The 20668-nt window shown below is 37.9% G+C and carries 35 protein-coding genes; 1 reads left to right on the top strand and 34 read right to left on the bottom strand.

Annotation, left to right across the window (positions count from 1 at the left end):
* Position 1 precedes the first annotated feature (1 nt).
* From MOO45_RS01465 to rpsJ, 32 genes are all read right to left on the bottom strand, one after another.
* Entirely contained in the window at positions 2 to 802 is an 801-nt protein-coding gene (locus MOO45_RS01465) for an energy-coupling factor transporter transmembrane component T family protein (protein WP_249514651.1), read from the bottom strand.
* Entirely contained in the window at positions 799 to 1656 is an 858-nt protein-coding gene (locus tag MOO45_RS01460; protein WP_249514650.1) for an energy-coupling factor transporter ATPase, read from the bottom strand. Before MOO45_RS01460 ends, MOO45_RS01465 begins: the two co-directional genes overlap by 4 nt.
* Positions 1632 to 2468, bottom strand: coding sequence for an energy-coupling factor ABC transporter ATP-binding protein (locus tag MOO45_RS01455; RefSeq protein ID WP_249514649.1), 837 nt, complete (start codon positions 2466 to 2468; stop codon positions 1632 to 1634). The genes MOO45_RS01460 and MOO45_RS01455 overlap by 25 nt, the downstream gene beginning before the upstream one ends.
* 188 nt (positions 2469 to 2656) lie before the next feature.
* Entirely contained in the window at positions 2657 to 3037 is a 381-nt protein-coding gene (rplQ, locus tag MOO45_RS01450; protein WP_249514648.1) for a 50S ribosomal protein L17, read from the bottom strand.
* 21 nt (positions 3038 to 3058) lie between these two features.
* The gene (locus MOO45_RS01445; RefSeq protein ID WP_249514647.1) at positions 3059 to 3994 is read right to left on the bottom strand and encodes a DNA-directed RNA polymerase subunit alpha; all 936 of its coding nucleotides are present in this window, start codon (positions 3992 to 3994) and stop codon (positions 3059 to 3061) included.
* 68 nt (positions 3995 to 4062) lie between these two features.
* Complete coding sequence (gene rpsK / locus MOO45_RS01440; protein WP_249514646.1) at positions 4063 to 4458, bottom strand: 30S ribosomal protein S11; 396 nt, start codon at positions 4456 to 4458, stop codon at positions 4063 to 4065.
* Positions 4459 to 4479: 21 nt separating this feature from the next.
* Positions 4480 to 4845 (bottom strand): 30S ribosomal protein S13, encoded by a 366-nt coding sequence (gene rpsM / locus MOO45_RS01435; RefSeq protein ID WP_249514645.1) that lies wholly within the window; start codon positions 4843 to 4845, stop codon positions 4480 to 4482.
* A gap of 18 nt (positions 4846 to 4863) precedes the next feature.
* Positions 4864 to 4980, bottom strand: a complete 117-nt coding sequence (gene rpmJ / locus MOO45_RS01430) for a 50S ribosomal protein L36 (protein ID WP_045922249.1) — start codon at positions 4978 to 4980, stop codon at positions 4864 to 4866.
* Positions 4981 to 5028: 48 nt separating this feature from the next.
* Complete coding sequence (gene infA, locus MOO45_RS01425) at positions 5029 to 5247, bottom strand: translation initiation factor IF-1 (protein WP_249514644.1); 219 nt, start codon at positions 5245 to 5247, stop codon at positions 5029 to 5031.
* A 107-nt stretch (positions 5248 to 5354) separates the two neighbouring features.
* A complete protein-coding gene (locus tag MOO45_RS01420) occupies positions 5355 to 6011 on the bottom strand; it encodes an adenylate kinase (RefSeq protein ID WP_249514643.1) in 657 nt (218 codons plus the stop codon).
* Between the two features lie 20 nt (positions 6012 to 6031).
* Positions 6032 to 7336, bottom strand: coding sequence for a preprotein translocase subunit SecY (secY, locus tag MOO45_RS01415; RefSeq protein WP_249514642.1), 1305 nt, complete (start codon positions 7334 to 7336; stop codon positions 6032 to 6034).
* The gene (rplO, locus tag MOO45_RS01410) at positions 7336 to 7776 is read right to left on the bottom strand and encodes a 50S ribosomal protein L15 (RefSeq protein WP_249514641.1); all 441 of its coding nucleotides are present in this window, start codon (positions 7774 to 7776) and stop codon (positions 7336 to 7338) included. Before rplO ends, secY begins: the two co-directional genes overlap by 1 nt.
* Before the next feature lie 29 nt (positions 7777 to 7805).
* Positions 7806 to 7988 (bottom strand): 50S ribosomal protein L30, encoded by a 183-nt coding sequence (gene rpmD / locus MOO45_RS01405; protein ID WP_249514640.1) that lies wholly within the window; start codon positions 7986 to 7988, stop codon positions 7806 to 7808.
* An 11-nt stretch (positions 7989 to 7999) separates the two neighbouring features.
* Positions 8000 to 8500: a 30S ribosomal protein S5 gene (rpsE, locus tag MOO45_RS01400; RefSeq protein WP_249514639.1), complete on the bottom strand. Its 501-nt coding sequence runs from the start codon at positions 8498 to 8500 to the stop codon at positions 8000 to 8002.
* Between the two features lie 17 nt (positions 8501 to 8517).
* Positions 8518 to 8883 (bottom strand): 50S ribosomal protein L18, encoded by a 366-nt coding sequence (gene rplR, locus MOO45_RS01395; protein ID WP_317619042.1) that lies wholly within the window; start codon positions 8881 to 8883, stop codon positions 8518 to 8520.
* A 27-nt stretch (positions 8884 to 8910) separates the two neighbouring features.
* Positions 8911 to 9441, bottom strand: a complete 531-nt coding sequence (gene rplF, locus MOO45_RS01390; RefSeq protein WP_249514637.1) for a 50S ribosomal protein L6 — start codon at positions 9439 to 9441, stop codon at positions 8911 to 8913.
* A gap of 28 nt (positions 9442 to 9469) precedes the next feature.
* Positions 9470 to 9868: a 30S ribosomal protein S8 gene (gene rpsH, locus MOO45_RS01385; protein ID WP_249514636.1), complete on the bottom strand. Its 399-nt coding sequence runs from the start codon at positions 9866 to 9868 to the stop codon at positions 9470 to 9472.
* A 24-nt stretch (positions 9869 to 9892) separates the two neighbouring features.
* A complete protein-coding gene (locus MOO45_RS01380; protein ID WP_249514635.1) occupies positions 9893 to 10078 on the bottom strand; it encodes a type Z 30S ribosomal protein S14 in 186 nt (61 codons plus the stop codon).
* 17 nt (positions 10079 to 10095) lie between these two features.
* Entirely contained in the window at positions 10096 to 10638 is a 543-nt protein-coding gene (rplE, locus tag MOO45_RS01375; protein WP_249515120.1) for a 50S ribosomal protein L5, read from the bottom strand.
* Between the two features lie 25 nt (positions 10639 to 10663).
* On the bottom strand, positions 10664 to 10915 hold the full coding sequence (gene rplX / locus MOO45_RS01370; RefSeq protein ID WP_249514634.1) for a 50S ribosomal protein L24: 252 nt from the start codon (positions 10913 to 10915) through the stop codon (positions 10664 to 10666).
* Positions 10916 to 10946: 31 nt separating this feature from the next.
* Positions 10947 to 11315, bottom strand: a complete 369-nt coding sequence (rplN, locus tag MOO45_RS01365; protein ID WP_249514633.1) for a 50S ribosomal protein L14 — start codon at positions 11313 to 11315, stop codon at positions 10947 to 10949.
* 36 nt (positions 11316 to 11351) lie between these two features.
* Entirely contained in the window at positions 11352 to 11627 is a 276-nt protein-coding gene (gene rpsQ, locus MOO45_RS01360) for a 30S ribosomal protein S17 (protein WP_249514632.1), read from the bottom strand.
* A 16-nt stretch (positions 11628 to 11643) separates the two neighbouring features.
* A complete protein-coding gene (gene rpmC / locus MOO45_RS01355) occupies positions 11644 to 11841 on the bottom strand; it encodes a 50S ribosomal protein L29 (protein ID WP_249514631.1) in 198 nt (65 codons plus the stop codon).
* The gene (gene rplP / locus MOO45_RS01350; protein ID WP_249514630.1) at positions 11831 to 12265 is read right to left on the bottom strand and encodes a 50S ribosomal protein L16; all 435 of its coding nucleotides are present in this window, start codon (positions 12263 to 12265) and stop codon (positions 11831 to 11833) included. Before rplP ends, rpmC begins: the two co-directional genes overlap by 11 nt.
* Before the next feature lie 3 nt (positions 12266 to 12268).
* Entirely contained in the window at positions 12269 to 12961 is a 693-nt protein-coding gene (rpsC, locus tag MOO45_RS01345) for a 30S ribosomal protein S3 (RefSeq protein WP_249514629.1), read from the bottom strand.
* Positions 12962 to 12984: 23 nt separating this feature from the next.
* Positions 12985 to 13338: a 50S ribosomal protein L22 gene (gene rplV, locus MOO45_RS01340; protein ID WP_249514628.1), complete on the bottom strand. Its 354-nt coding sequence runs from the start codon at positions 13336 to 13338 to the stop codon at positions 12985 to 12987.
* Positions 13339 to 13355: 17 nt separating this feature from the next.
* Positions 13356 to 13634, bottom strand: coding sequence for a 30S ribosomal protein S19 (gene rpsS / locus MOO45_RS01335; protein ID WP_249514627.1), 279 nt, complete (start codon positions 13632 to 13634; stop codon positions 13356 to 13358).
* 39 nt (positions 13635 to 13673) lie between these two features.
* Entirely contained in the window at positions 13674 to 14513 is an 840-nt protein-coding gene (gene rplB, locus MOO45_RS01330; protein ID WP_249514626.1) for a 50S ribosomal protein L2, read from the bottom strand.
* A gap of 17 nt (positions 14514 to 14530) precedes the next feature.
* Positions 14531 to 14818 carry a 50S ribosomal protein L23 gene (gene rplW / locus MOO45_RS01325; protein WP_249514625.1) on the bottom strand — a complete coding sequence of 96 codons (288 nt, stop codon included), beginning with the start codon at positions 14816 to 14818 and terminating at the stop codon, positions 14531 to 14533.
* On the bottom strand, positions 14818 to 15441 hold the full coding sequence (gene rplD / locus MOO45_RS01320) for a 50S ribosomal protein L4 (RefSeq protein ID WP_249514624.1): 624 nt from the start codon (positions 15439 to 15441) through the stop codon (positions 14818 to 14820). The genes rplW and rplD overlap by 1 nt, the downstream gene beginning before the upstream one ends.
* Before the next feature lie 19 nt (positions 15442 to 15460).
* The gene (rplC, locus tag MOO45_RS01315; protein ID WP_249514623.1) at positions 15461 to 16156 is read right to left on the bottom strand and encodes a 50S ribosomal protein L3; all 696 of its coding nucleotides are present in this window, start codon (positions 16154 to 16156) and stop codon (positions 15461 to 15463) included.
* 36 nt (positions 16157 to 16192) lie between these two features.
* Positions 16193 to 16501 carry a 30S ribosomal protein S10 gene (gene rpsJ, locus MOO45_RS01310; protein WP_249514622.1) on the bottom strand — a complete coding sequence of 103 codons (309 nt, stop codon included), beginning with the start codon at positions 16499 to 16501 and terminating at the stop codon, positions 16193 to 16195.
* Between the two features lie 342 nt (positions 16502 to 16843).
* Between rpsJ and MOO45_RS01305 the strand changes: the two genes are divergently transcribed.
* Positions 16844 to 17395 carry a cysteine hydrolase family protein gene (locus MOO45_RS01305; RefSeq protein ID WP_249514621.1) on the top strand — a complete coding sequence of 184 codons (552 nt, stop codon included), beginning with the start codon at positions 16844 to 16846 and terminating at the stop codon, positions 17393 to 17395.
* A gap of 54 nt (positions 17396 to 17449) precedes the next feature.
* Here MOO45_RS01305 and pepT read toward each other — a convergent pair whose 3' ends face one another.
* Complete coding sequence (gene pepT / locus MOO45_RS01300) at positions 17450 to 18691, bottom strand: peptidase T (RefSeq protein WP_249514620.1); 1242 nt, start codon at positions 18689 to 18691, stop codon at positions 17450 to 17452.
* Positions 18692 to 18704: 13 nt separating this feature from the next.
* Entirely contained in the window at positions 18705 to 20324 is a 1620-nt protein-coding gene (locus MOO45_RS01295) for a peptide ABC transporter substrate-binding protein (protein ID WP_396022421.1), read from the bottom strand.
* Positions 20325 to 20668: the final 344 nt, after the last annotated feature.

Here is a 20668-nt window from a genome sequence, read left to right as displayed (position 1 = left end):
TTCAATAACTCCGTAAAACTAATAAGATAATCGCCAACAAACCAAATGAAATTAACACCCAAGTGTCTTTAGACTGCCAAGATAATTGACGATATTTACTGCGACCTTCACTAGTTTGATAACCTCTGGATTCCATCGCAATCGATAAATCATACGCAATATTAAAACTACTAATGAAGAGCGGAATTAAAATTGGCACAATTGCCTTAACTTGCTTAATGAGTCCACCCTCACCAAAATCAACGCCCCGAGCTCGTTGAGCATTCATAATTTTGGTTGTTTCATCAGACAACAAGGGAATGAATTGTAGAGCAATGGATAACATTAACGCTACTTCATCCACTGGAAAATGAACGTAACGTAAGGGCTTCAAAATTGCTTCAATCGCATCCGACATTTGTAACGGCGTGGTAGTTATCGTCAGCAGTGTGGAAATAAAAATAATCAGCAAAAACCGAATAAAAATATAAGCACCATTAGTTAAACTCAAAGTCGATAGAGACAAAATCCCCCATTGCCAAAAGGGATCACCACCAGTTGTAAAAAAGATCTGTAAAATGACAGTAAACAAAATTAAAATAATCATTGGCCTAATACCACGTAAAAAAAATCGCAAGGAAATTTTAGATAGATGGACAGCTAGTAGTACAAAGGCCAACAAAGCAACATAAGACTGCCAATTATTGGCTAGAAAGACAATGATCACAAATAAAAAAGTCGCAATAAATTTGGCTCGGGGATCTAATTGATGAATCAAAGAATTGCCCGGTAAATAACGACCAATAATAATTTTTCCCATCAATTTCTCCTTTGTAACTGCGGTAATAATTGCTTGACTAATTCTGCTTCCGTAATCGGCAATGAAGTAAAATTAAAGCCTTGCCGCATCAATTTTTGTGCAAATTGTGCACTTTCAGGTTGATCCAGATGATGTTGCTGCAAAAATTCCAAGTCACTAAAAATTTCCTGTGGCGTATCATCTGCAATCAAATGTGCTTGATCCATTACCAATATTTGATCACTATACTGAGCAACGTCTTCCATTTGATGTGAAATCAAGACAATCGTTGTACCATTTTGATGTAATTTGGCGAACAATTTCATGAGTTCTACATGACCCTTAGGATCCAATCCTGCTGTCGGTTCATCCAAAATTAAAATTTTAGGTTTTGATGCCAAAACCCCTGCAATAGCTACACGGCGCATTTGTCCACCTGACAAATCAAATGGGGATTGTTCGGCAACTTCGGTAGGCAATCCAACAACCTCTAACATTTGCCGGGCCAATTGTTCCGCTTCCTCTTTTTCTATACCAAAATTTTGTGGTCCAAAACTAATATCTTTCACAACGGTTTCCGCAAAAAGTTGTTGCTCAGGTAATTGAAAGACCATGCCGACTTCTTGGCGCAGCTTTTTTAGATGCTTATTCTTTGTTTCGGGGGTTATTTGCTGAGAACCAACCTGAATCGCACCTGCAGTTGGTTTTAATAGCGCATTCATATGCTGCACTAGAGTCGACTTGCCACTCCCCGTTTGACCGATAATTGATGTGAAACTACCATCTTTAATCTGAAAACTAATATCTGACAATCCCGTATAAGCCAAGGGACCATCAGCTTGATAAGTATGTGTTACGTGTTTAAATGTAATTGCCATAACTTTTGGACCAATTCCTGTTTTGTGACATAATTCGAATCAATCGCAACATCATGTTGCTGTAAATCTAATTGTAATCTTTGCGTAAACGGTGCCTGTAAACCAAAGGACAAGAGTTTCGTAGGATCCGCAAAAATCTGTTCTACATTTCCTATTTTTAAAACATTCCCTTTTTGCAGAACAATTACCTGATCTGCCTGCGTAATTTCATTAAGATCGTGTGTAATTGACAGAACTGTCATTCCTAATTCGCGTTGTAATCGTTTGATTAGCAACAAAATATCATGGCGACCTTGTGGATCCAGCATACTAGTTGCTTCATCCATAATAACAATTTGCGGTTTTAACGCAATAATCCCCGCGATTGCCACACGTTGCTTTTGTCCCCCAGACAAAACTTGAGGTGAACGTTTAGCAAAATCAGTCATATTGACCAGTTCCAACGCCCATTGAACTCGCTCAATCATTTGCGAACGTTTCATACCTTGATTTTCTAAACCAAAGGCTACATCGTCTTCAACCGTTGCTCCAACAAACTGATGATCGGGATTTTGAAAAATAATCCCTAATTGCTGCCGAATCTGCCAAACAGTATCTTCTGTTAGTAACATTCCACCAATTTTTACTTGTCCTGAATTTGGTTCCAAAAGGCCGTTTAAAACGCGCGCCAAAGTACTTTTACCACTACCATTTTGACCAATAATTGCGACCCATTGATTTGCCTGCACGGCAAAACTTATATGATTTAATGTGGGAGTAGACGCTTCTTCGTAAGAATAAGTAACATCATCTAATTGGATAATATTTTCCATTACATATTTTCCTTTCGCATTATTAACCATATCATATCATAGTGTCAAACGATGCCAAAACACAAAAAAATCATTCCCGAAAAGTAGCGCCAAAGCATTAGAGCTAGACTTAGCTTTCGCCAACATCATGACGCTCACTACTAATCGAAAGAATGATAATTTAAATAGCTATTTAAAAAAATCAAGAATTAAACTAATTCAATAATTGCCATTGGTGCTGCATCACCACGACGCGGTGCAGTTTTTAAAATTCTGGTATATCCACCTTGGCGATCTTGATAACGAGGTGCAATATCACTAAACAATTTTTGCAAAGTTGATTGGATTACTACAGAATCTTCTTCTTCAGTAATATTAGCAACTTCATTGCGTAGATACTTTGCAGCTAAGCGACGAGAATGTAAGTCGTCACGTTTAGCCAAAGTAATCATCTTTTCTGCTGTTTTACGAACTTCTTTAGCGCGCGCTTCCGTCGTTACAATATGCTCATTAATAAACAAATCAGTCGTCAAATCACGTAATAAAGCTTTACGTTTATCTGATGCACGACCTAATTTACGATAACTCATATTCTTTACCTCCTTTTTACCTTAATCGTCTTGTCGAAGTGATAAACCTAAGTTAGCTAATTTTTCCTTCACTTCTTCAAGTGACTTACGTCCTAAATTACGAACTTTCATCATATCCGATTCAGATTTATCTGTTAATTCCTGAACCGTATTAATTCCAGCTCGTTTCAAACAATTATAAGATCGAACCGACAAGTCCAATTCCTCAATGGTCATTTCCAGTTTCTTCTCTTTACGAGTTTCTTCCTTCTCAACCATCATTTCAGCGCCTTTAGCTTCCTCGGTTAATTCAACAAAAACTGATAAATGTTCTGTTAAAACTTTAGCAGCTAAACTAATTGATTCACGCGGTCCGATTGATCCATTCGTCCAAACATCCAATGTTAGTTTATCGAAATCATTGCGTTTACCTACACGGGTATGCTCAACTTGATAATTCACACGAGAAACAGGGGTAAAAATTGAATCAACAGGTAAAACACCGATTGGCGTTTCATCAGTCTTGTTTTGCTCTGCTGGGATATAACCACGACCGGTTTTAACTGTCAATTGCATATGCAACTGTCCACCCTCAGCTACGGAACAAATATATTGATCAGGATCTAAAATTTCTAAATCATCATCGGTTTCAATATCTGCTGCCGTCACCTGCTTAGGTCCAGTAATATTAATCTCCACTTTCTTTTCGTCAGTATACAATTTTAAAGAAAGCTTTTTAATATTTAACACAATTTCGGTTACATCTTCTAAAACACCATCAATTGTCGAAAATTCATGTAAGACACCATCAATTTGAATATCCGAAACAGCTGTACCCGGTAAAGAAGCTAAGAGAACTCGACGCAAAGAATTGCCTAAAGTTGTTCCGTAACCACGTTCTAATGGCTCAATTACATATTTACCATAATTATCTGTTTCATCAATTTTTGTGATAACAGGTTTTTCAAATTCAATCATTATTATGTTTTGCCCCTTTCACAACACTGTTTTACAACAAAAGTTATACACTAATGCTTGGGTCAAAACTAGACACGACGACGCTTAGGTGGGCGAGAACCATTATGCGGAACTGGAGTAACGTCACGAATGGCTGTTACTTCTAATCCTGTTGTCTGTAAAGAACGAATAGCAGCTTCACGACCAGAACCTGGTCCTTTAACAGCGACTTCAACAGACTTCATACCATGCTCCATAGATTCCTTGGCAGCAGCTTCGCCAGCCATTTGTGCAGCAAATGGTGTTGACTTACGACTACCCTTAAAGCCTAAAGCACCCGCAGAAGACCAAGAAACCGCATTACCATGAACATCAGTAATCATCACAATTGTATTATTAAAAGTGGAGTGAATATGTGCAACACCAGATTCAATATTTTTCTTCACACGACGCTTACGTGATGTTTTAACTTTCTTGTTTGCCATTAGTTATTTACCTCCTTTTACTTATTTTCTATTGCCAGCAATTGCCATCTTCTTGCCCTTACGAGTCCGAGCATTATTCTTCGTGTTCTGACCGCGAACTGGTAAACCACGACGATGACGCATACCACGATAAGAACCAATTTCTTGAAGGCGTTTAATATTCATACTAATTTCACGACGTAAGTCACCTTCGACTTTGATACCGTCTACTTGTGCACGAATTTTTTCCTCTTGATCAGGAGTCAAATCACGTGTTCTGATATCTTCAGAAACACCTGCATCCGCCAACACCTTTCGGGCAGTTGTATCACCAATCCCGTAGATGTAGGTTAATGCAATTACAATTCGCTTATCTCGCGGTAAATCAATACCTGCAATACGTGCCATATGCTGTTAACCTCCTTTTTAACCTTGTCTTTGTTTATGCTTAGGATCAGCTGAACAAATAATCATCACGCGACCCTTACGCTTAATAACTTTACAATGTTCACACATTGGTTTCACTGATGGTCTAACTTTCATAAAATAAATCCTCCCATCTGAAATGACGGACAACTTTGACTAACACTATTATCGGAAACGATAGGTAATACGTCCCTTAGTTAAATCATAAGGTGAAAGTTCAACCGTAACTTTATCACCCGGTAAAATACGAATATAGTGCATCCGAATTTTACCAGAAACATGGGCCAAAACTGTAGCCCCATTCTCTAATTTAACTTTGAACATTGCATTTGGCAAAGTATCAGAAACAGTTCCTTCAACTTCGATTACATCATCTTTAGCCAAAAAAGTATCCTCCTCGTTTCTCATTAAACACAAAAATAGTGAGAGCTCGGCACTCACTAGACGATACACCGGTTAGTGTATCATATAAATGAAGTGGTTGCCACCAATTAATTAATCGCATTTAAAATCTTATCAATTTCTACAAAAACTTGATCAATTTCCTGTGCACCATTGACTTGATGCAGAACACCCGCTTTTTGATAATAATCAATCAAAGGTGTATTCATTTTGATGTTGACATCCAGACGATTTTTCACCGTTTCTGGCTTATCATCATCACGTTGATAAAAATCAGTCCCGCCACAGCGATCACAAATTCCAGCAACTTTAGTGGGGTTATTCAACTTATGATAAGTTGCCCCGCAATCACGACAAATGAAACGCCCTGACAAACGATCAATTAATAAATTCTTATCAACTTGAATATCAATAACTGCATCTAAATTCAAGTTCAAATCTTGATTAATTTGATCCAAAGCCTTGGCTTGATCTAAATTGCGTGGAAAACCATCCAACATATAACCTGCTTGAAAAACATCACTTTGGGCTAGACGTTCTTTCACAATTTCATTCGTAACACTATCCGGAACAAGATTCCCTTGGTCGATAAAACCCTTAGCTTTTAAACCAACCGGTGTTTCTTGAGCCATTGCTTCCCGAAACATGTCACCTGTTGAAATGTGAATTACATGATACTTATCAACAATTTTTTCAGCTTGCGTGCCTTTACCAGCACCAGGCAAGCCCATGAGCATCAAATTCATTTATCTGCCACCAATCCTTCTCAGCGAATAAAACCAACATATTTGCGTTTCATCAACAAACCTTCTAATTGGCGATTAGCTTCGATCGCTACACCCACAACAATTAATAAACTTGTTCCGCCTAAGCCAATTGACTGTGGCAATCCAAAAATATTACTTGCTAATTGTGGAATTAAAGCAATTAAACCTAAGAAAACAGCACCAACTGTGGATAAGCGCATCAACAAGCCTGAAACATACTTAATTGTTTCTTTACCCGGCCAAATACCTGGAATATAAGCACCTTGTTTTTGAAGATTTTCAGCTAATTTTTCAGGATTAACCTGAACAAAGGCATAGAAAAATGTGAATAAAACAATTAAAACAGTATAAACGATTGAACCTGTTGTTGTTTGCAAACTGAAAATATTCTGCAATATCTGATACCAAGTATCACCACCGTGCGAAGTTTGAAACGCCATTAAAATGGTTGACGGCGTTACAATCAACGAACTGGCAAAAATAACAGGAATCACACCAGCCACATTCACCTTTAACGGTAAATAACTCTCAGCACCACCACTATTAGCACGGCGCGTATATTGAATCGGAACCTTACGATTAGCTTGTTGAACATAAGTTGTAAACTGCGTTACAAGTAAAACAGCCACTAAAATTAAAACTAAGAACAAAATATTTAACCAAAGATCAGAACCTGTGGAACTAACAATTTTTTCTTTAACTAATTGATATGCTCCACGAGGAAGACGTGCCACAATACCAGCAAAGATAATCATAGAAACGCCATTTCCAATCCCCTTATCTGTAATCTGTTCGCCCATCCAGGTCAACAACATGGAACCACCGGTCATTGCAATTCCCAAAACCACAAAAGTTTGAATACTTGGCTTAGGAACTAACTTTAAGCCCTTCATAGAACTTAAAGCATTGAAACCGGCAGTAATTCCTACTGATTGTATGAAAGCTAACACAATTGTTAAATAACGAGTTACTTGATTTAATTTACGCCGACCAACTTCACCTTGTTTACTCCACTCTACAAACTTTGGAACAATATCCATCTGTAGTAATTGGATAACAATTTGTGCGGTAATAAATGGTGAAACACCCAAAGAAAAAATTGAATAGTTGGCTAATCCACCACCACTAACAGTATCTAACAGAGGAATCAGACCTGAAGAACCAACCTTTTCCATAGCTAGTGCATTAATACCTGGAACTGTGATTTGTGCTCCTAAACGATAAACTGCCAAAATGAACAACGTAAAGAAAATTTTCTTACGTATTTCCTTGACTTTGAGAGCATTCCTTAATGTTCCTAGCATTAGATCACCTCGATTGAACCACCCGCTGCTTCGACTGCCGTTTGAGCAGCTTTTGATGCTTTATTAACTTTAATAGTTAATTTCTTAGTTAATTCACCATTAGCTAACAATTTCACGCCAGATAATTCTTTTTTAATGATACCAGCTTCTAATAAAGATTTGGCATCCACCACACTACCCGCACGGAATTGATTTAATTGATCTAAGTTAACAACGGCATATTCTTTACGGTTAATATTGTTAAAACCGCGTTTTGGCATCCGGCGGAATAAAGGCATTTGTCCACCTTCAAAACCTTGACGAGTTTTACCACCACTACGAGCTAATTGACCCTTTTGGCCACGCCCAGAAGTCTTTCCAAAACCAGAAGAAGTTCCACGACCAACACGTTTACGCGTCTGACGGGAACCAGCACTCGTTTGAATTTCATGTAACTTCACGATTCAGGCACCTCCTTAAAATTTAATGTTTAAGCTTCTTCAACTTCAACTAAATGAGCAATTTTTATAACTGCACCACGAATTGCGGCATTATCAGGCTTGACAACTGAACTGTTAATCCGACCAAGCCCCAATTCTTTCACAACTTTACGTTGTTCTGGGATTCGGTGTGCCACACTACGCTTTAAAGTAATTTTTAATTGATTAGCCATTGTGTGTTCTCCTATCCTTGTAATTCTTCAGTCGAAATACCACGTAAATTAGCAACTTCTTGTGAAGTTTTTAATTTTCTTAAAGCATCCATCGTTGCACGAATCATATTGATTGGCGTATTCCGACCAAGTGATTTACTGGTAATATCATCAATACCAGCTAATTCCATAACTGCACGAACCGAACCACCAGCAGCAATTCCAGAACCAGCAACAGCAGGTTTTAAAAGCACACGACCAGCACCGAATTCACCAATAATTTCATGAGGAATTGTTGTGCCAACTTTAGGAACTTCAACTAAGTTTTTACGAGCATCGTCAACAGCCTTGCGAATAGCTTCAGGAACTTCTTGCGCTTTACCCGTACCTAAACCAACATGACCATCTTTATCACCAACAATCACAATTGCAGCAAAACGTAGACGACGACCACCCTTAACAACCTTAGTAATCCGATTAATTGAAACTAAACGATCTTCTAATTCTAATTGAGATGGATCAACAAAAGCCATAGATTTCTTCCTCCTTTCTAGAATTTCAAACCATTTTCACGAGCAGCTTCTGCCAAGGCTTGAACCCGGCCTTGATACAAATAACCGCCACGATCAAAGACAACTTCTTCTTTACCAGCTTTTACAGCGCGTTGTGCAATCAATTTGCCAACTGCACCAGCTTGTTCAGTTTTGTTAGCAGTACTAACTTCTGAATCCAAAGTTGAGGCACTTGCTAGCGTTACACCCGCTACGTCATCAATTAATTGAGCGTAGATGTTTTTATTGGAACGAAAAACGTTTAAGCGTGGGCGCTCAGCAGTACCAGAGATTTTTGCACGAACCCGGCGATGGCGCTTAGCACGAGTTTTGTTTTTATCTGGTTTAGTAATCACAATTTTCACCTCATCAAATTTTACTAATTAACTGATCTATTTACCAGTCTTACCCTCTTTACGACGAATATGTTCGTCAACATACTTAATACCTTTACCCTTATAAGGTTCTGGTGGACGTACATCACGAATTTCCGCAGCAAATTGGCCAACCTTTTGTTTACTAATACCACTAATGTTGATTTGAGTATTTGAAGGAACATCAACTGACAAACCTTCAGGTGTATCCATTTCAACAGGGTTAGAATAACCAACATTTAAAATTAAGTTATTTCCCTTTTTTTGTGCACGGTAACCAACGCCGACAAGCTCCAAACTTTTTTGGAAACCCTCAGTAACGCCCACAACCATGTTATTAACATTGGCTCTGGTAGTACCATGAATAGCTTTATCATTTTCACTACTGCGTTCAAATTTTAATTGATTGTCTTCTTGAACGATTTTGATCTTAGGACTAACTAAACGGGTTAATTCACCCTTAGGACCCTTAACCGTCACAGTATCATCTTTGATACTAACGCTAACCCCTTCAGGCAGATCAATTACTTTATTTCCAATACGACTCACGAGATAGGCACCTCCTCATTATTGATTTTTACCAAACGTAAGCAATAACTTCGCCGCCAACTTCTTTAGTTCTTGCTTCACGATCCGTAATAACTCCTTGAGAAGTTGAAAGAATCGCGATGCCTAAACCATTAAGAACCTTGGGAACGGCGTCAGCCTTAACGTAGCTACGTAAACCTGGTTTTGAAATTTTCTTTAAACCAGTAATGACACGTTCGTTATCTTTACTATATTTCAAATAAATTTTGATTATACCTTGTTTATGATCATCAATCACTTCATAATCGCGAATAAATCCTTCACGCTTAAGAATTTCAGAAATACTTTTCTTCATATTTGAAGCAGGTACTTCGACTGAAGAATGACGAACCATATTTGCATTACGAATTCGTGTTAAATAATCCGCAATTGGATCTGTCATAGACATGTGCTGACCTCCTAAGTTTTATTTTTACCAACTAGCCTTACGCATACCTGGAATTTGACCATCATGAGCTAATTCACGAAGGCAAATACGGCAAAGTTTAAATTTACGATATACAGAATGTGGACGACCACAGCGTTCACAACGTGTATAAGCTTGTGTTGAATGTTTTGCTGGACGATGATTCCGAACAATTTGTGACTTCTTAGCCAAGAGTTGAACCTCCTATTTTACTTTGCAAATGGCATTCCGATTTGTGTTAATAACTCTTTGGATTCTTCATCAGATTGTGCAGTTGTAACAATAACAACGTCTAAACCACGCACTTTGCTGACCTTATCATAGTCAATTTCTGGGAAAATCAATTGTTCTTTAATCCCCAAAGTATAATTACCACGACCATCAAATGAACGACCATTTGTACCATGAAAATCACGCACACGTGGCAACGAAATGTTAATTAATTTATCCAAAAAATCATACATTCTTTCACCGCGCAAAGTAACTTTTGCACCAATCGCCATACCTTCACGTAAACGGAAGCCAGCAATTGACTTTTTAGCTTTAGTAATTAAAGGTTTTTGTCCTGAAATCAAACTTAATTCTTCAACGGCATTATCCAAGTTCTTAGAGTTAGCAACAGCATCACCAACACCCATGTTTAACACAATTTTTTCAATCTTTGGTACTTGCATAACAGAAGTGTAGTTAAATTTTTCAACTAAACTTGGAACAATTTCTTCAACATATTTTTTATGCAAAGCATTTTCCATTTTAGACAAAATCCTCCTTCCTTAATTATTTAGATTTCTTTTCAGCAGGTTTTTCCTCTGCAGCTACAACTTTAACATTTGACGCATCAAGCGGAGCTTCGACGTCCTTGATACCACCATTAGGCTCTGTTTGGGACGGTTTTTGATGCTTTTTAATCATGTTAATTTCCTTAACAGTCACTTTATTGGCCTTAGGGAAAGCTTTAATAACTGTACCAGTTTTACCCTTATCTTTTCCTGCAATGATCTTGACATTATCGCCGGTCTTTACAAACACTGGACAAGCACCTCCTTATGAATTCCAGATTTTACAAAACTTCGGGAGCTAATGACACGATTTTCATGAAGTTGTTATCACGTAATTCACGTGCAACCGGTCCAAAAATACGAGTTCCCTTAGGTGTCTTATCAGCATTAATAATAACTGCGGCATTTTCATCAAAACTAATGTAGGAGCCGTCAGAACGATGTGAACCAGAAACAGTCCGCACAATAACAGCCTTTACGACTTCTCCTTTTTTGACAACGCCACCTGGTGTTGCTTGTTTAACAGTAGCAACAACGACATCACCAACGCTGGCAACTTTGCGACCTGAGCCACCTAATACTTTAATTGTTAGCAATTCACGAGCGCCGGAATTATCAGCAACTCGTAAACGCGTTTCTTGTTGAATCAAATTAGGATCCTCCTCTCACGAACTTTATTGCAATGATTAAATTTTAACAGCTTTTTCAACAACATTTAGTAAACGGAAACGTTTGAGCCGTGACAAGGGACGAGTTTCCATGATACGAACAATATCGCCAATTTTTGCTTCGTTATTATCATCTTGGGCATAATATTTCTTTGAATATCTGTAACGTTTACCATATACAGGGTGTGTTTTGTAAGTTTCAACAACAACAGTGATTGTCTTATCCATCTTATCAGAAACGACACGTCCTTGATAAACCTTACGATGGTTACGATTGTTTTCTGTTTCGCTCAATTAAATTCTCTCCTTCCTACTTGTCTTCTAACTCTTGTTGCCGTAAAACTGTTTTAATTCGTGCAATATTCTTACGCACTTGCTTTAAGCGAGCGGTATTTTCTAATTGACCAGTTGCCTGTTGAAAATGCAAATTGAATAATTCTTCTTTATATTGCTTTTCTTTATCATGCATTTGTGCAGTGGTTAATTGTCTAATTTCACTAGTTTTCATCAGATTCGCCACCTACTTCCTCACGCTTAACAAACTTAGTTTTGATTGGGAGTTTGTTAGATGCAAGCCGTAAAGCTTCGCGAGCAACTTCTTCGGGAACACCACCGATTTCAAACATGACTTTTTCACGCTTAACAACAGCTACCCAACCAGCAGGTGCACCTTTACCAGATCCCATCCGGACACCAACACCCTTAGCGGTGTAGGACTTGTGCGGAAAAATCTTAATCCAAACTCGACCGCCACGCTTCATATAACGAGTCATAGCAACACGGGCTGCTTCAATTTGACGGTTCGTAATCCAATGGGATTCAACAGCTTGTAAGCCATATTCACCAAAAGTCACTTCACGACCACCCTTAGCAACACCACGCATCTTACCACGAAATTCACGACGGTGTTTTACACGCTTAGGTACTAACATCGATTAGTTTCCCCCTTTCGCTCCGTTATTCTTACGATTATTTGTTTGATTGTTTGATCTTGGTTTATCAGGTAAAATTTCACCACGATAAATCCATGTTTTGACACCTAAATTACCATAAGTTGTCGTTGCTTCAACCCAAGCATAATCAATATCAGCTCGTAATGTATGCAATGGCACGGTACCTTCTGTATGCCATTCAGTCCGAGACATATCTGCACCATTCAAACGACCAGAAATTTGAGTTTTAATACCCTTAGCACCGGCACGCCGTGTCCGTTGCGTAGCTTGACGCTGTGCACGACGAAAAGCAATACGTGCTTCAAGTTGGCGAGCAATACTTTCACCAACTAATTTAGCATCCAAATCAGGTTTCTTAATTTCCACAATATTAATGTGAATATTTTTACCTGTTAATGCATTCAATTCCTTACGAAGCTTTTCAACTTCAGAACCACCCTTACCAATAACCATACCAGGTTTAGCAGTGTGAATAGAAACATTAATTTTTTTAGCTGCACGTTCAATTTCAATACGTGAAACTGAAGCACTAGCTAATTTCTTTTCGATAAACTTACGAATTTTTAAATCTTCAAGCAAGTAATTTGAAAAGTCTTTTTTATCAGCATACCATTTGGAATCCCAATCCCGGATAACACCAACACGGAATCCAATTGGATTAATCTTTTGACCCACGTTTTTTCCTCCTTATTGGATTATTATTCGACTTCGGAAACAACAACTGTTATATGACTTGTCCGCTTGTTAATCGGAGAAGCAGAGCCTTTAGCCCGAGGCCGGAAACGTTTCAAAGTTGGTCCTTCATTAACGTAAGCTTCAGTAACTACAAGATTTTGCGTATCTAAATCATAGTTATGTTCAGCATTCGCAATCGCAGACTTCAATACTTTAGCCACAATGGGTGAACCTGCACGTGGAGTAAATTGCAAAATTGCCAAAGCTTCAGCAGCACTTTTACCCTTAATTAAGTCAACAACTAGACGCACTTTTCTTGGAGCAATGCGAACAGTCTTAGCAGTTGCTTGTGCAGTAGTAATTTGTTCTTCTGCCATCGTATGATTTCTCCTTTCTATGCGCCAGTTTTTTTGTCATCTTTACTATGACCATGGAACGTCCGCGTTGGCACAAATTCGCCAAGCTTATGACCAACCATATCTTCTTGAATATAAACTGGAACGTGCTTTCTTCCGTTATAAACAGCAATCGTATAGCCTACAAAACTTGGAAAAATAGTTGAACGACGTGACCAAGTCTTGATGACTGATTTTTTTTCATGATCTGCTTGTGCTTCAACTTTTTTTAACAAGTGAGCATCTGCAAATGGTCCCTTTTTCAAACTACGACTCATTAGACAACCTCCCTTAATATTATCTTATGAAAGCTAAGATTATTTTCTCTTATTCTTACGGTGACGGACAATAAATTTCTCAGATTGAGCACGACTAGAACGTGTCTTCTTACCAAGTGTCTTCTTACCCCAAGGAGAAAGAGGAGATGGATGTCCAACTGGAGCCTTACCTTCACCACCACCATGAGGGTGATCGTTAGGGTTCATAACAGAACCACGAACTGTTGGGCGAATACCCATCCAACGCTTACGACCAGCTTTACCAATGTTAATCAATTCATGTTGCTCGTTACCAACAGCACCAATTGTTGCTCGACAAGCTGATAAAATCATCCGTACTTCACCAGATGCCAAACGAATCAAGCTATATTTACCATCACGTCCTAAAACTTGTGCAGAAGTTCCTGCAGAACGTACTAATTGGCCACCTTTGCCTGGTTTTAATTCAATGTTATGGATCACAGTACCAATAGGAATATTAACCAATGGTAAAGAGTTACCAACTTTAATATCAGCTTGTGAACCTGACTGTAATTTTTGACCAACTTCTAAGCCCTTTGGAGCCAAGATATAGGCCTTAACACCATCATCATAGTGAAGCAAAGCAATGTTAGCAGAACGATTAGGATCATATTCAATAGCTTTTACAGTTGCTGTAACGTCATCTTTAGTCCGCTTAAAATCAATAATACGGTACTTTTGTTTATGACCGCCGCCACGATGACGCACGGTGATTTGACCATACGAATTACGGCCAGCTGTATGACTTTGTGATTCTAATAAAGTCTTTTCTGGCTTAGTTTTTGTAATTTCAGCAAAATCAGAGCCAGTCATGTTACGACGACCGTTTGTAGTCGGGTTGTATTTAATAATACCCATGCTCATTACCTCCTATTTTACTTGTTTTCAAAAATTTTAATTTCTTTAGAATCAGCTGTTAATTGCACAATAGCTTTACGACGACGATTCGTCTTACCAATGTAACGACCAACACGCTTTTTCTTTGGTTTCACATTCATGATGTTAACTCGTGCAACTTTAACACCAAAAATTTCTTCAATGGCTTGGCGTACTTGAATTTTGTTAGCAGTAACTGCAACGTCAAAAACGTACTTTTTGTCATCCATATCAGCCATGGAAGATTCAGTAATTACAGGACGTAAAATGATATCTTGTGCTGCCATTATCCAAGTGCCTCCTCAATTGTTGATAGTGCTGCTTGTGTAGCAACGATTTGGTTGTTATTTAACACATCCAAAACATTGACACCATCAGCTTTAATAATTTTGACTTCGTCAATATTGCGAGCAGATAAAATTGCATTCTCATTATCAGCTTCAACAATTACTAAAGTACGACCCTTAGCATTTAATCGATCTAAAGTTTGCTTAAATTCTTTTGTGCTTGGCTTTGTAAAATCTAATGCATCAACCACAATTAATTCTTGATCTGCTACCTTTTGTGATAATGCAGATTTAATCGCTAAACGTGCAACTTTGCGCGGTAATTTATAAGCATATGATCTTGGAGTAGGTCCAAAAACCACACCACCACCACGCCATTGTGGTGAACGAATGGAACCTTGACGAGCACGACCTGTACCTTTTTGACGCCACGGTTTACGACCACCACCACGAACTGCAGAACGATTTTTAACTGCATGGGTTCCTTGACGTAAAGATGCTTGTTGCATAATCACTGCATCAGCAAGAACATGATTATTGGGTTCAATGCCAAAGACTTCATCCTTCAAGTCCATTGAACCGTTTTTTGAACCAGACTGCTTTAAAATATCAATTTGTGTCATTAATTAGTCTCCTCCTTTCCTATTTTGCTTCTTCAATAGCTTCTGAAGTTTCGTCAGAAATTACGGCGCCAATATTTTTTTGACCCTTAATTCCCTTAATTGTTGATTGAATCTTAATCAAAGATTTATTAGCACCAGGAACATTACCACGAATCATTAATAGATTATTTTCAATATCAACTTTTGCAACAACTAAGTTTTGAGTTGTTACTTGATTACCACCCATGCGTCCAGGTAACATCTTGCCCTTGAAAACCCGATTAATAATCGATCCCATTGAACCAGGAATACGATGATAACGTGAACCGTGTGTTTCAGGTCCTCTTGATTGACCAAAACGTTTGATATTACCTTGGAAACCATGTCCCTTAGTAATTCCGGTTACGTCAATCACATCGCCACTAGCAAATGTATCAACTTTAACTTCATCGCCAACTTTATAATCATCCAAATTAACGTCACGAAATTCGCGAACAAAATGTTTGGGAGTTGTGTTGGCTTTTTTTGCATGACCTTGTTGTGGCTTATTAGCCAAAACTTCACGACGATCTTCAAAGCCTAATTGTACAGCTTCATAACCATCATTTTCATTGGTCTTAAGTTGCATAACAATATTCGGAGTTGCTTGAATAACTGTTACAGGAATCAACTCGCCTTTATCTGTAAAAAGCTGTGTCATCCCAACTTTTTTACCAAGAATACCTTTTCTGGTCATGATTACACCTCCATTAATTGATTTTTAAATAATTAATTATAATTTGATTTCGATATAAACACCACTCGGAAGATCAAGTTTCATTAATGAATCAACGGTCTTCGGTGACGGGTTCACAATATCAATCAAACGCTTATGCGTCCGCATCTCAAATTGTTCCCGTGAGTCTTTAAACTTATGTGGTGAACGAATAACCGTATATACTGTCCGTTCAGTAGGTAAAGGAATTGGTCCAGAAATTTGTGCACCAGTTCTCCTTGCAGTTTCTACAATCTTATCAGCTGATTGATCGATAATCCGATGTTCATAAGCTTTAAGACGAATACGAATCTTTTGACTTGCCATGGATTTCCCTCCTTTTTGTATCTTTCAAGACACCGGCTCTGTGAAAATTACCGATAGCCCTGCCGTGGCAAAGCGTCCGGGCGTGTCGCAACCTCTCACATCAATGCCGTAGCCACAAATCAGAATCGAGAGCATAACTCACCCTCAATCTAAATTGCACTCTTACTATAATATACTGTTTAACCAGTTATTTCAAGTGTTAAAGATCCAAATTTTTCTACCATAAATTCCCAATGTTTAAAAATCATTTTTTTAATACTGCTAACTATATTCTTGATCAATGGTTCATCAATTTATCTTGCCTTATTTATGGTAGAATAATCAAAAAAGGGATGATTTTCTGTGAAAAACGAAGCCTTATTAATCATTGATTATACAAACGATTTTGTTGCCGACAAGGGTACCTTGACAGCTGGAGCACCAGCTCAAAAATTGGAAAGTTATATTGTTCAATTAGCTGAGCAATTTTTGAAAGATGAAAAGTGGGTTATTCTTCCGACCGATTTGCATCAAAAAGATGACCTTTATCATCCAGAAACCAAATTGTTTCCTCCACATAATCTAGCGAATACATGGGGGCGGGAATTTTACGGGCAATTGCAAACTTGGTATGAACAAAATCGGGACAACCCTGCTCTTTATAACTTAGCTAAGAATCGTTATTCAGCATTTGCTAATACCAACTTAGATAATTTTTTACGCGAACGCAAAATTGAAACATTACATTTAACTGGTGTATGCACTGATATTTGTGTTCTGCATACTGCTATAGATGCGTATAATCGTGATTATAACTTAGTCATTCATCAAGACGGAGTGGCTACTTTTAATCCGCAAGGTCAAACTTGGGCTTTAGATCATTTTAAAAATAGCCTCGGTGCGACCATCAAGTAAAAAAAGACTTTAACTTCAGAACAGTGAAGTTAAAGTCTTTTTTGATAGAATCATTTAGTGTTTTTGATATAAATGACTAATCATTACAATAGTTTGTGCCAATTTAGCTAAAGATTCCAAGGTTACAAATTCATACGGACCATGAAAATTTTCGCCCCCATTAAATAAATTAGGGGTAGGTAAACCTAAATAAGTAATCTTAGATCCATCTGTACCACCACGAAATGGTCTAAAAAACGACTTAATATTTAATTCATCCAACGCTTGTCGTGCTAAATCTAGCGGATAACGATCCAGATTAATAATATCTGCCATATTATAATACTGATCTTGCATTTGAATCTTGATTCGAGTTTGATCTAACCTTTGATTCATTTGCTCAATAATTTTGTGCAATTTTGCTTTCCGCTGAATAAATTGATCATGATCAAAATCACGAATAATATAAACCAGTTGTGCATGGCTAACATTTCCTTGAAATTCGGTTAATAAATAGAAACCTTCCTGACCATCAACTAATTCTGGACGTTGTTGCACTGGTAATTGCTGATCAATTTGTTCTCCCAACGTAACTGCATTAACCAATTTACCTTTAGCTTCACCAGGATGCACACTCGTACCTGTGATCTCAATCACCGCTTGCGCTGCATTAAATGTCTCATACTCAATTTCACCAACCAGACCATTATCTAATGTATACGCAAAATCTGCTGCAAAATCTGGCACATCAAAGCGGTCAGCACCACGACCAATTTCTTCATCGGGACCAAAAGCTACTTTAACACTACAATGCTTGACTTCTGGGTGATAAACTAAATAACGTACTGCTGCCATCAAACCAGCAATGCCACCTTTATCATCAACTCCTAGCAAAGTTGTTCCGTCAGCGGTAATTAGAGTTTGATGCAAATAGTTTTTCAAATGTGGGAATTGTTTGGTAGACAAAACTAACCCATTTTCCCATCGAATATCCTGACCATCATAATCATAGTGTACCTGCGGACAAACTGGCTCCGCTAGATAATCTGCGGTATCTAGATGGGCAATAAAGCCAACCGTGCCACTTGCTTGAGGATCATTACTTGGTAATAAGGCTGTCAAAAATGAATTTTGAGGATTCAATTTAATTTCACTTAATCCTAAATCTTGTAGTTGCTGCATCAATACCTGCGCCAATTCGGTTTGACCTGCGGTTGTTGGTACTTTAGTCAACGGAACATGTTCATCAGAGCGCGTATTGATTTGTACATATTGCAAAAAATCTGCTAACAACGCTTTACAATCAATTTCTACCATGACTTATTCTCCTTCACTTGATGTAAGTCGTCTTCCAATCATAAGGTACACCTGAGCCGTTATAGACAACTCCCTTAACCTTGGGATTCATTAATTGGGCTTTTGTTGCTTGATACAATGGTAAAGTAGCTTGCAAATCCATCAACCGCTTTTCAGCTTTTTGTTGTGCTTGCCAACGTTTGGTAGCGTTTTGTGCGTATTCATTTTCAGATAAATCCAAATAATGATCAAACTTGGCATCCTTAAATCCAGAAGTATTATAAGACGAGTTAGCTTCCCAAATATCTAGAAAGTTAATCGGATCAGCAAAAACAGATTGCCAAGAACTAATCACCATGTCGTAATTACCCTGCCGCTCTTCCGTTAAACGCTGTGTTTTGGGTAAAGTTTTTAAACTAACTTTTACATGATCCAATTTTTCTAATTCGGATTGTACGAATTCTCCGGCATACTTGGACGTTTGCGTATCATCTATCATTAAGCTTAATTTTAATTGCTTAGTGTGTGTTGCTTGGAAGCCCTTTGCCAAAAGTTTTTTTGCTTTAGGTAGATTTGGCATTACTGAATTTTTGACTCTAGTACTTTTCGCAAAATCTTTGCCTTGATAAGAACTCAAACCGACTGGTACAAAACCCCTTGGCGCCAAGGAACCATCTTGCAAAACATTTTTCACTAATTGCTGCCGATTAATAGCTAAAGAAAAAGCTTGGCGGACATCCTGATTTTTAAAAGCTGCAATTTTATTTTGATTCAAATTTAGAAAATTCATGTTAGATGATTTTTGAACCACAAAGTCTGGTTCACTCTTTAAGTTCGGTACTTGTGCTCCTGTTAAAAGAGTTTGATCCACTTTATGATCCTGATACAAATTCAAACCTGTTTGTGGATCCTTGACTACAGTTTCATTAATCCTTTGTAAATGGACTTTCTTTTGATCCCAGTAAGTCTTATTTTTAACCAATTTCCAGCTGGAACGACTGGCATCCCAATCCGTTAACTTGTAAGGTCCGTTAGACACAACCTTCTGTGATGTCGTTCCGTATGCTTTGCCATATTTTCGAACTGCCGTCGGATTTTGCGGAAAGAATAAAGGCCACGCTAGCAATTTTTTGAAGTATGGTACTGGTTTTGTCAACGTAACTTTCAATTTGTTATTCCCCAACGCTTGAATACCTAAATCCCCAACCGACTTTTGACCTTCATTAATCTCTTTAGCATTTTTGATTTGATTCAAATAAAAAGCATCTTGCGAACCCGTCTTGGGATTTACCGTTCGCTGCCATGAATATACAAAATCTTGCGCTTTCACAGTCTGACCATTGGACCACTTAGTATGTGGACGCAACCAAAAAGTATAAACTAACCCATCTGCAGACACATGTGTTTTCTTTGCTAAGGCTGGTTGCGGTACACCTTTTTTATCCAAGCGATACAAACCTTCTTGCGTATTCAATAACACATTGAAACTCAAAGTATCTGTTGCTTGTGAAATATCAGAAGTGGCTAATTCTGTACTTTCCGTCCAATTCAAAACTTGTTTTGCTTTAGCCTGAAGTGCATTTGGTCTATTAAATAAGGCTAATGCTGCAATTGACAACAAAGTTAACGACCTAATTTTTGTGACGCTTTTCATCATAAATTCCCCCTCACAAACAAAAAATCCTGCAAGCTCAAAAATCAGCCTGCAGGACGATCAACAATCGTGTTACCACCTGTTTTCAACTAGTTACTCACGTAGCCAGTTCTTAAAAAGTACAAATATACTTCAGTTTTGTAATGGTAACCAACCATAACCAATTTGTCTTTTAAACTCATCGGCTAATCAAAAACAATTGAGACCATCTTCCAAAAGTTTTCCTTAGCATTTCACAGCCACCAATGCTTTTCTGAAAAGTCTACTTTCTTACTCATCTCAATATCAAAATTAATTAATTTTCATTGTATTAGTTTGATTTGACTTCGTCAAGCACAAAAAAA

Source organism: Bombilactobacillus folatiphilus, from assembly GCF_023380265.1.
GTDB lineage: Bacteria > Bacillota > Bacilli > Lactobacillales > Lactobacillaceae > Bombilactobacillus > Bombilactobacillus folatiphilus.
The sequence above is the reverse complement of the archived record's forward strand: the minus strand, read 5'-3'. Positions and strand labels throughout refer to the sequence as shown.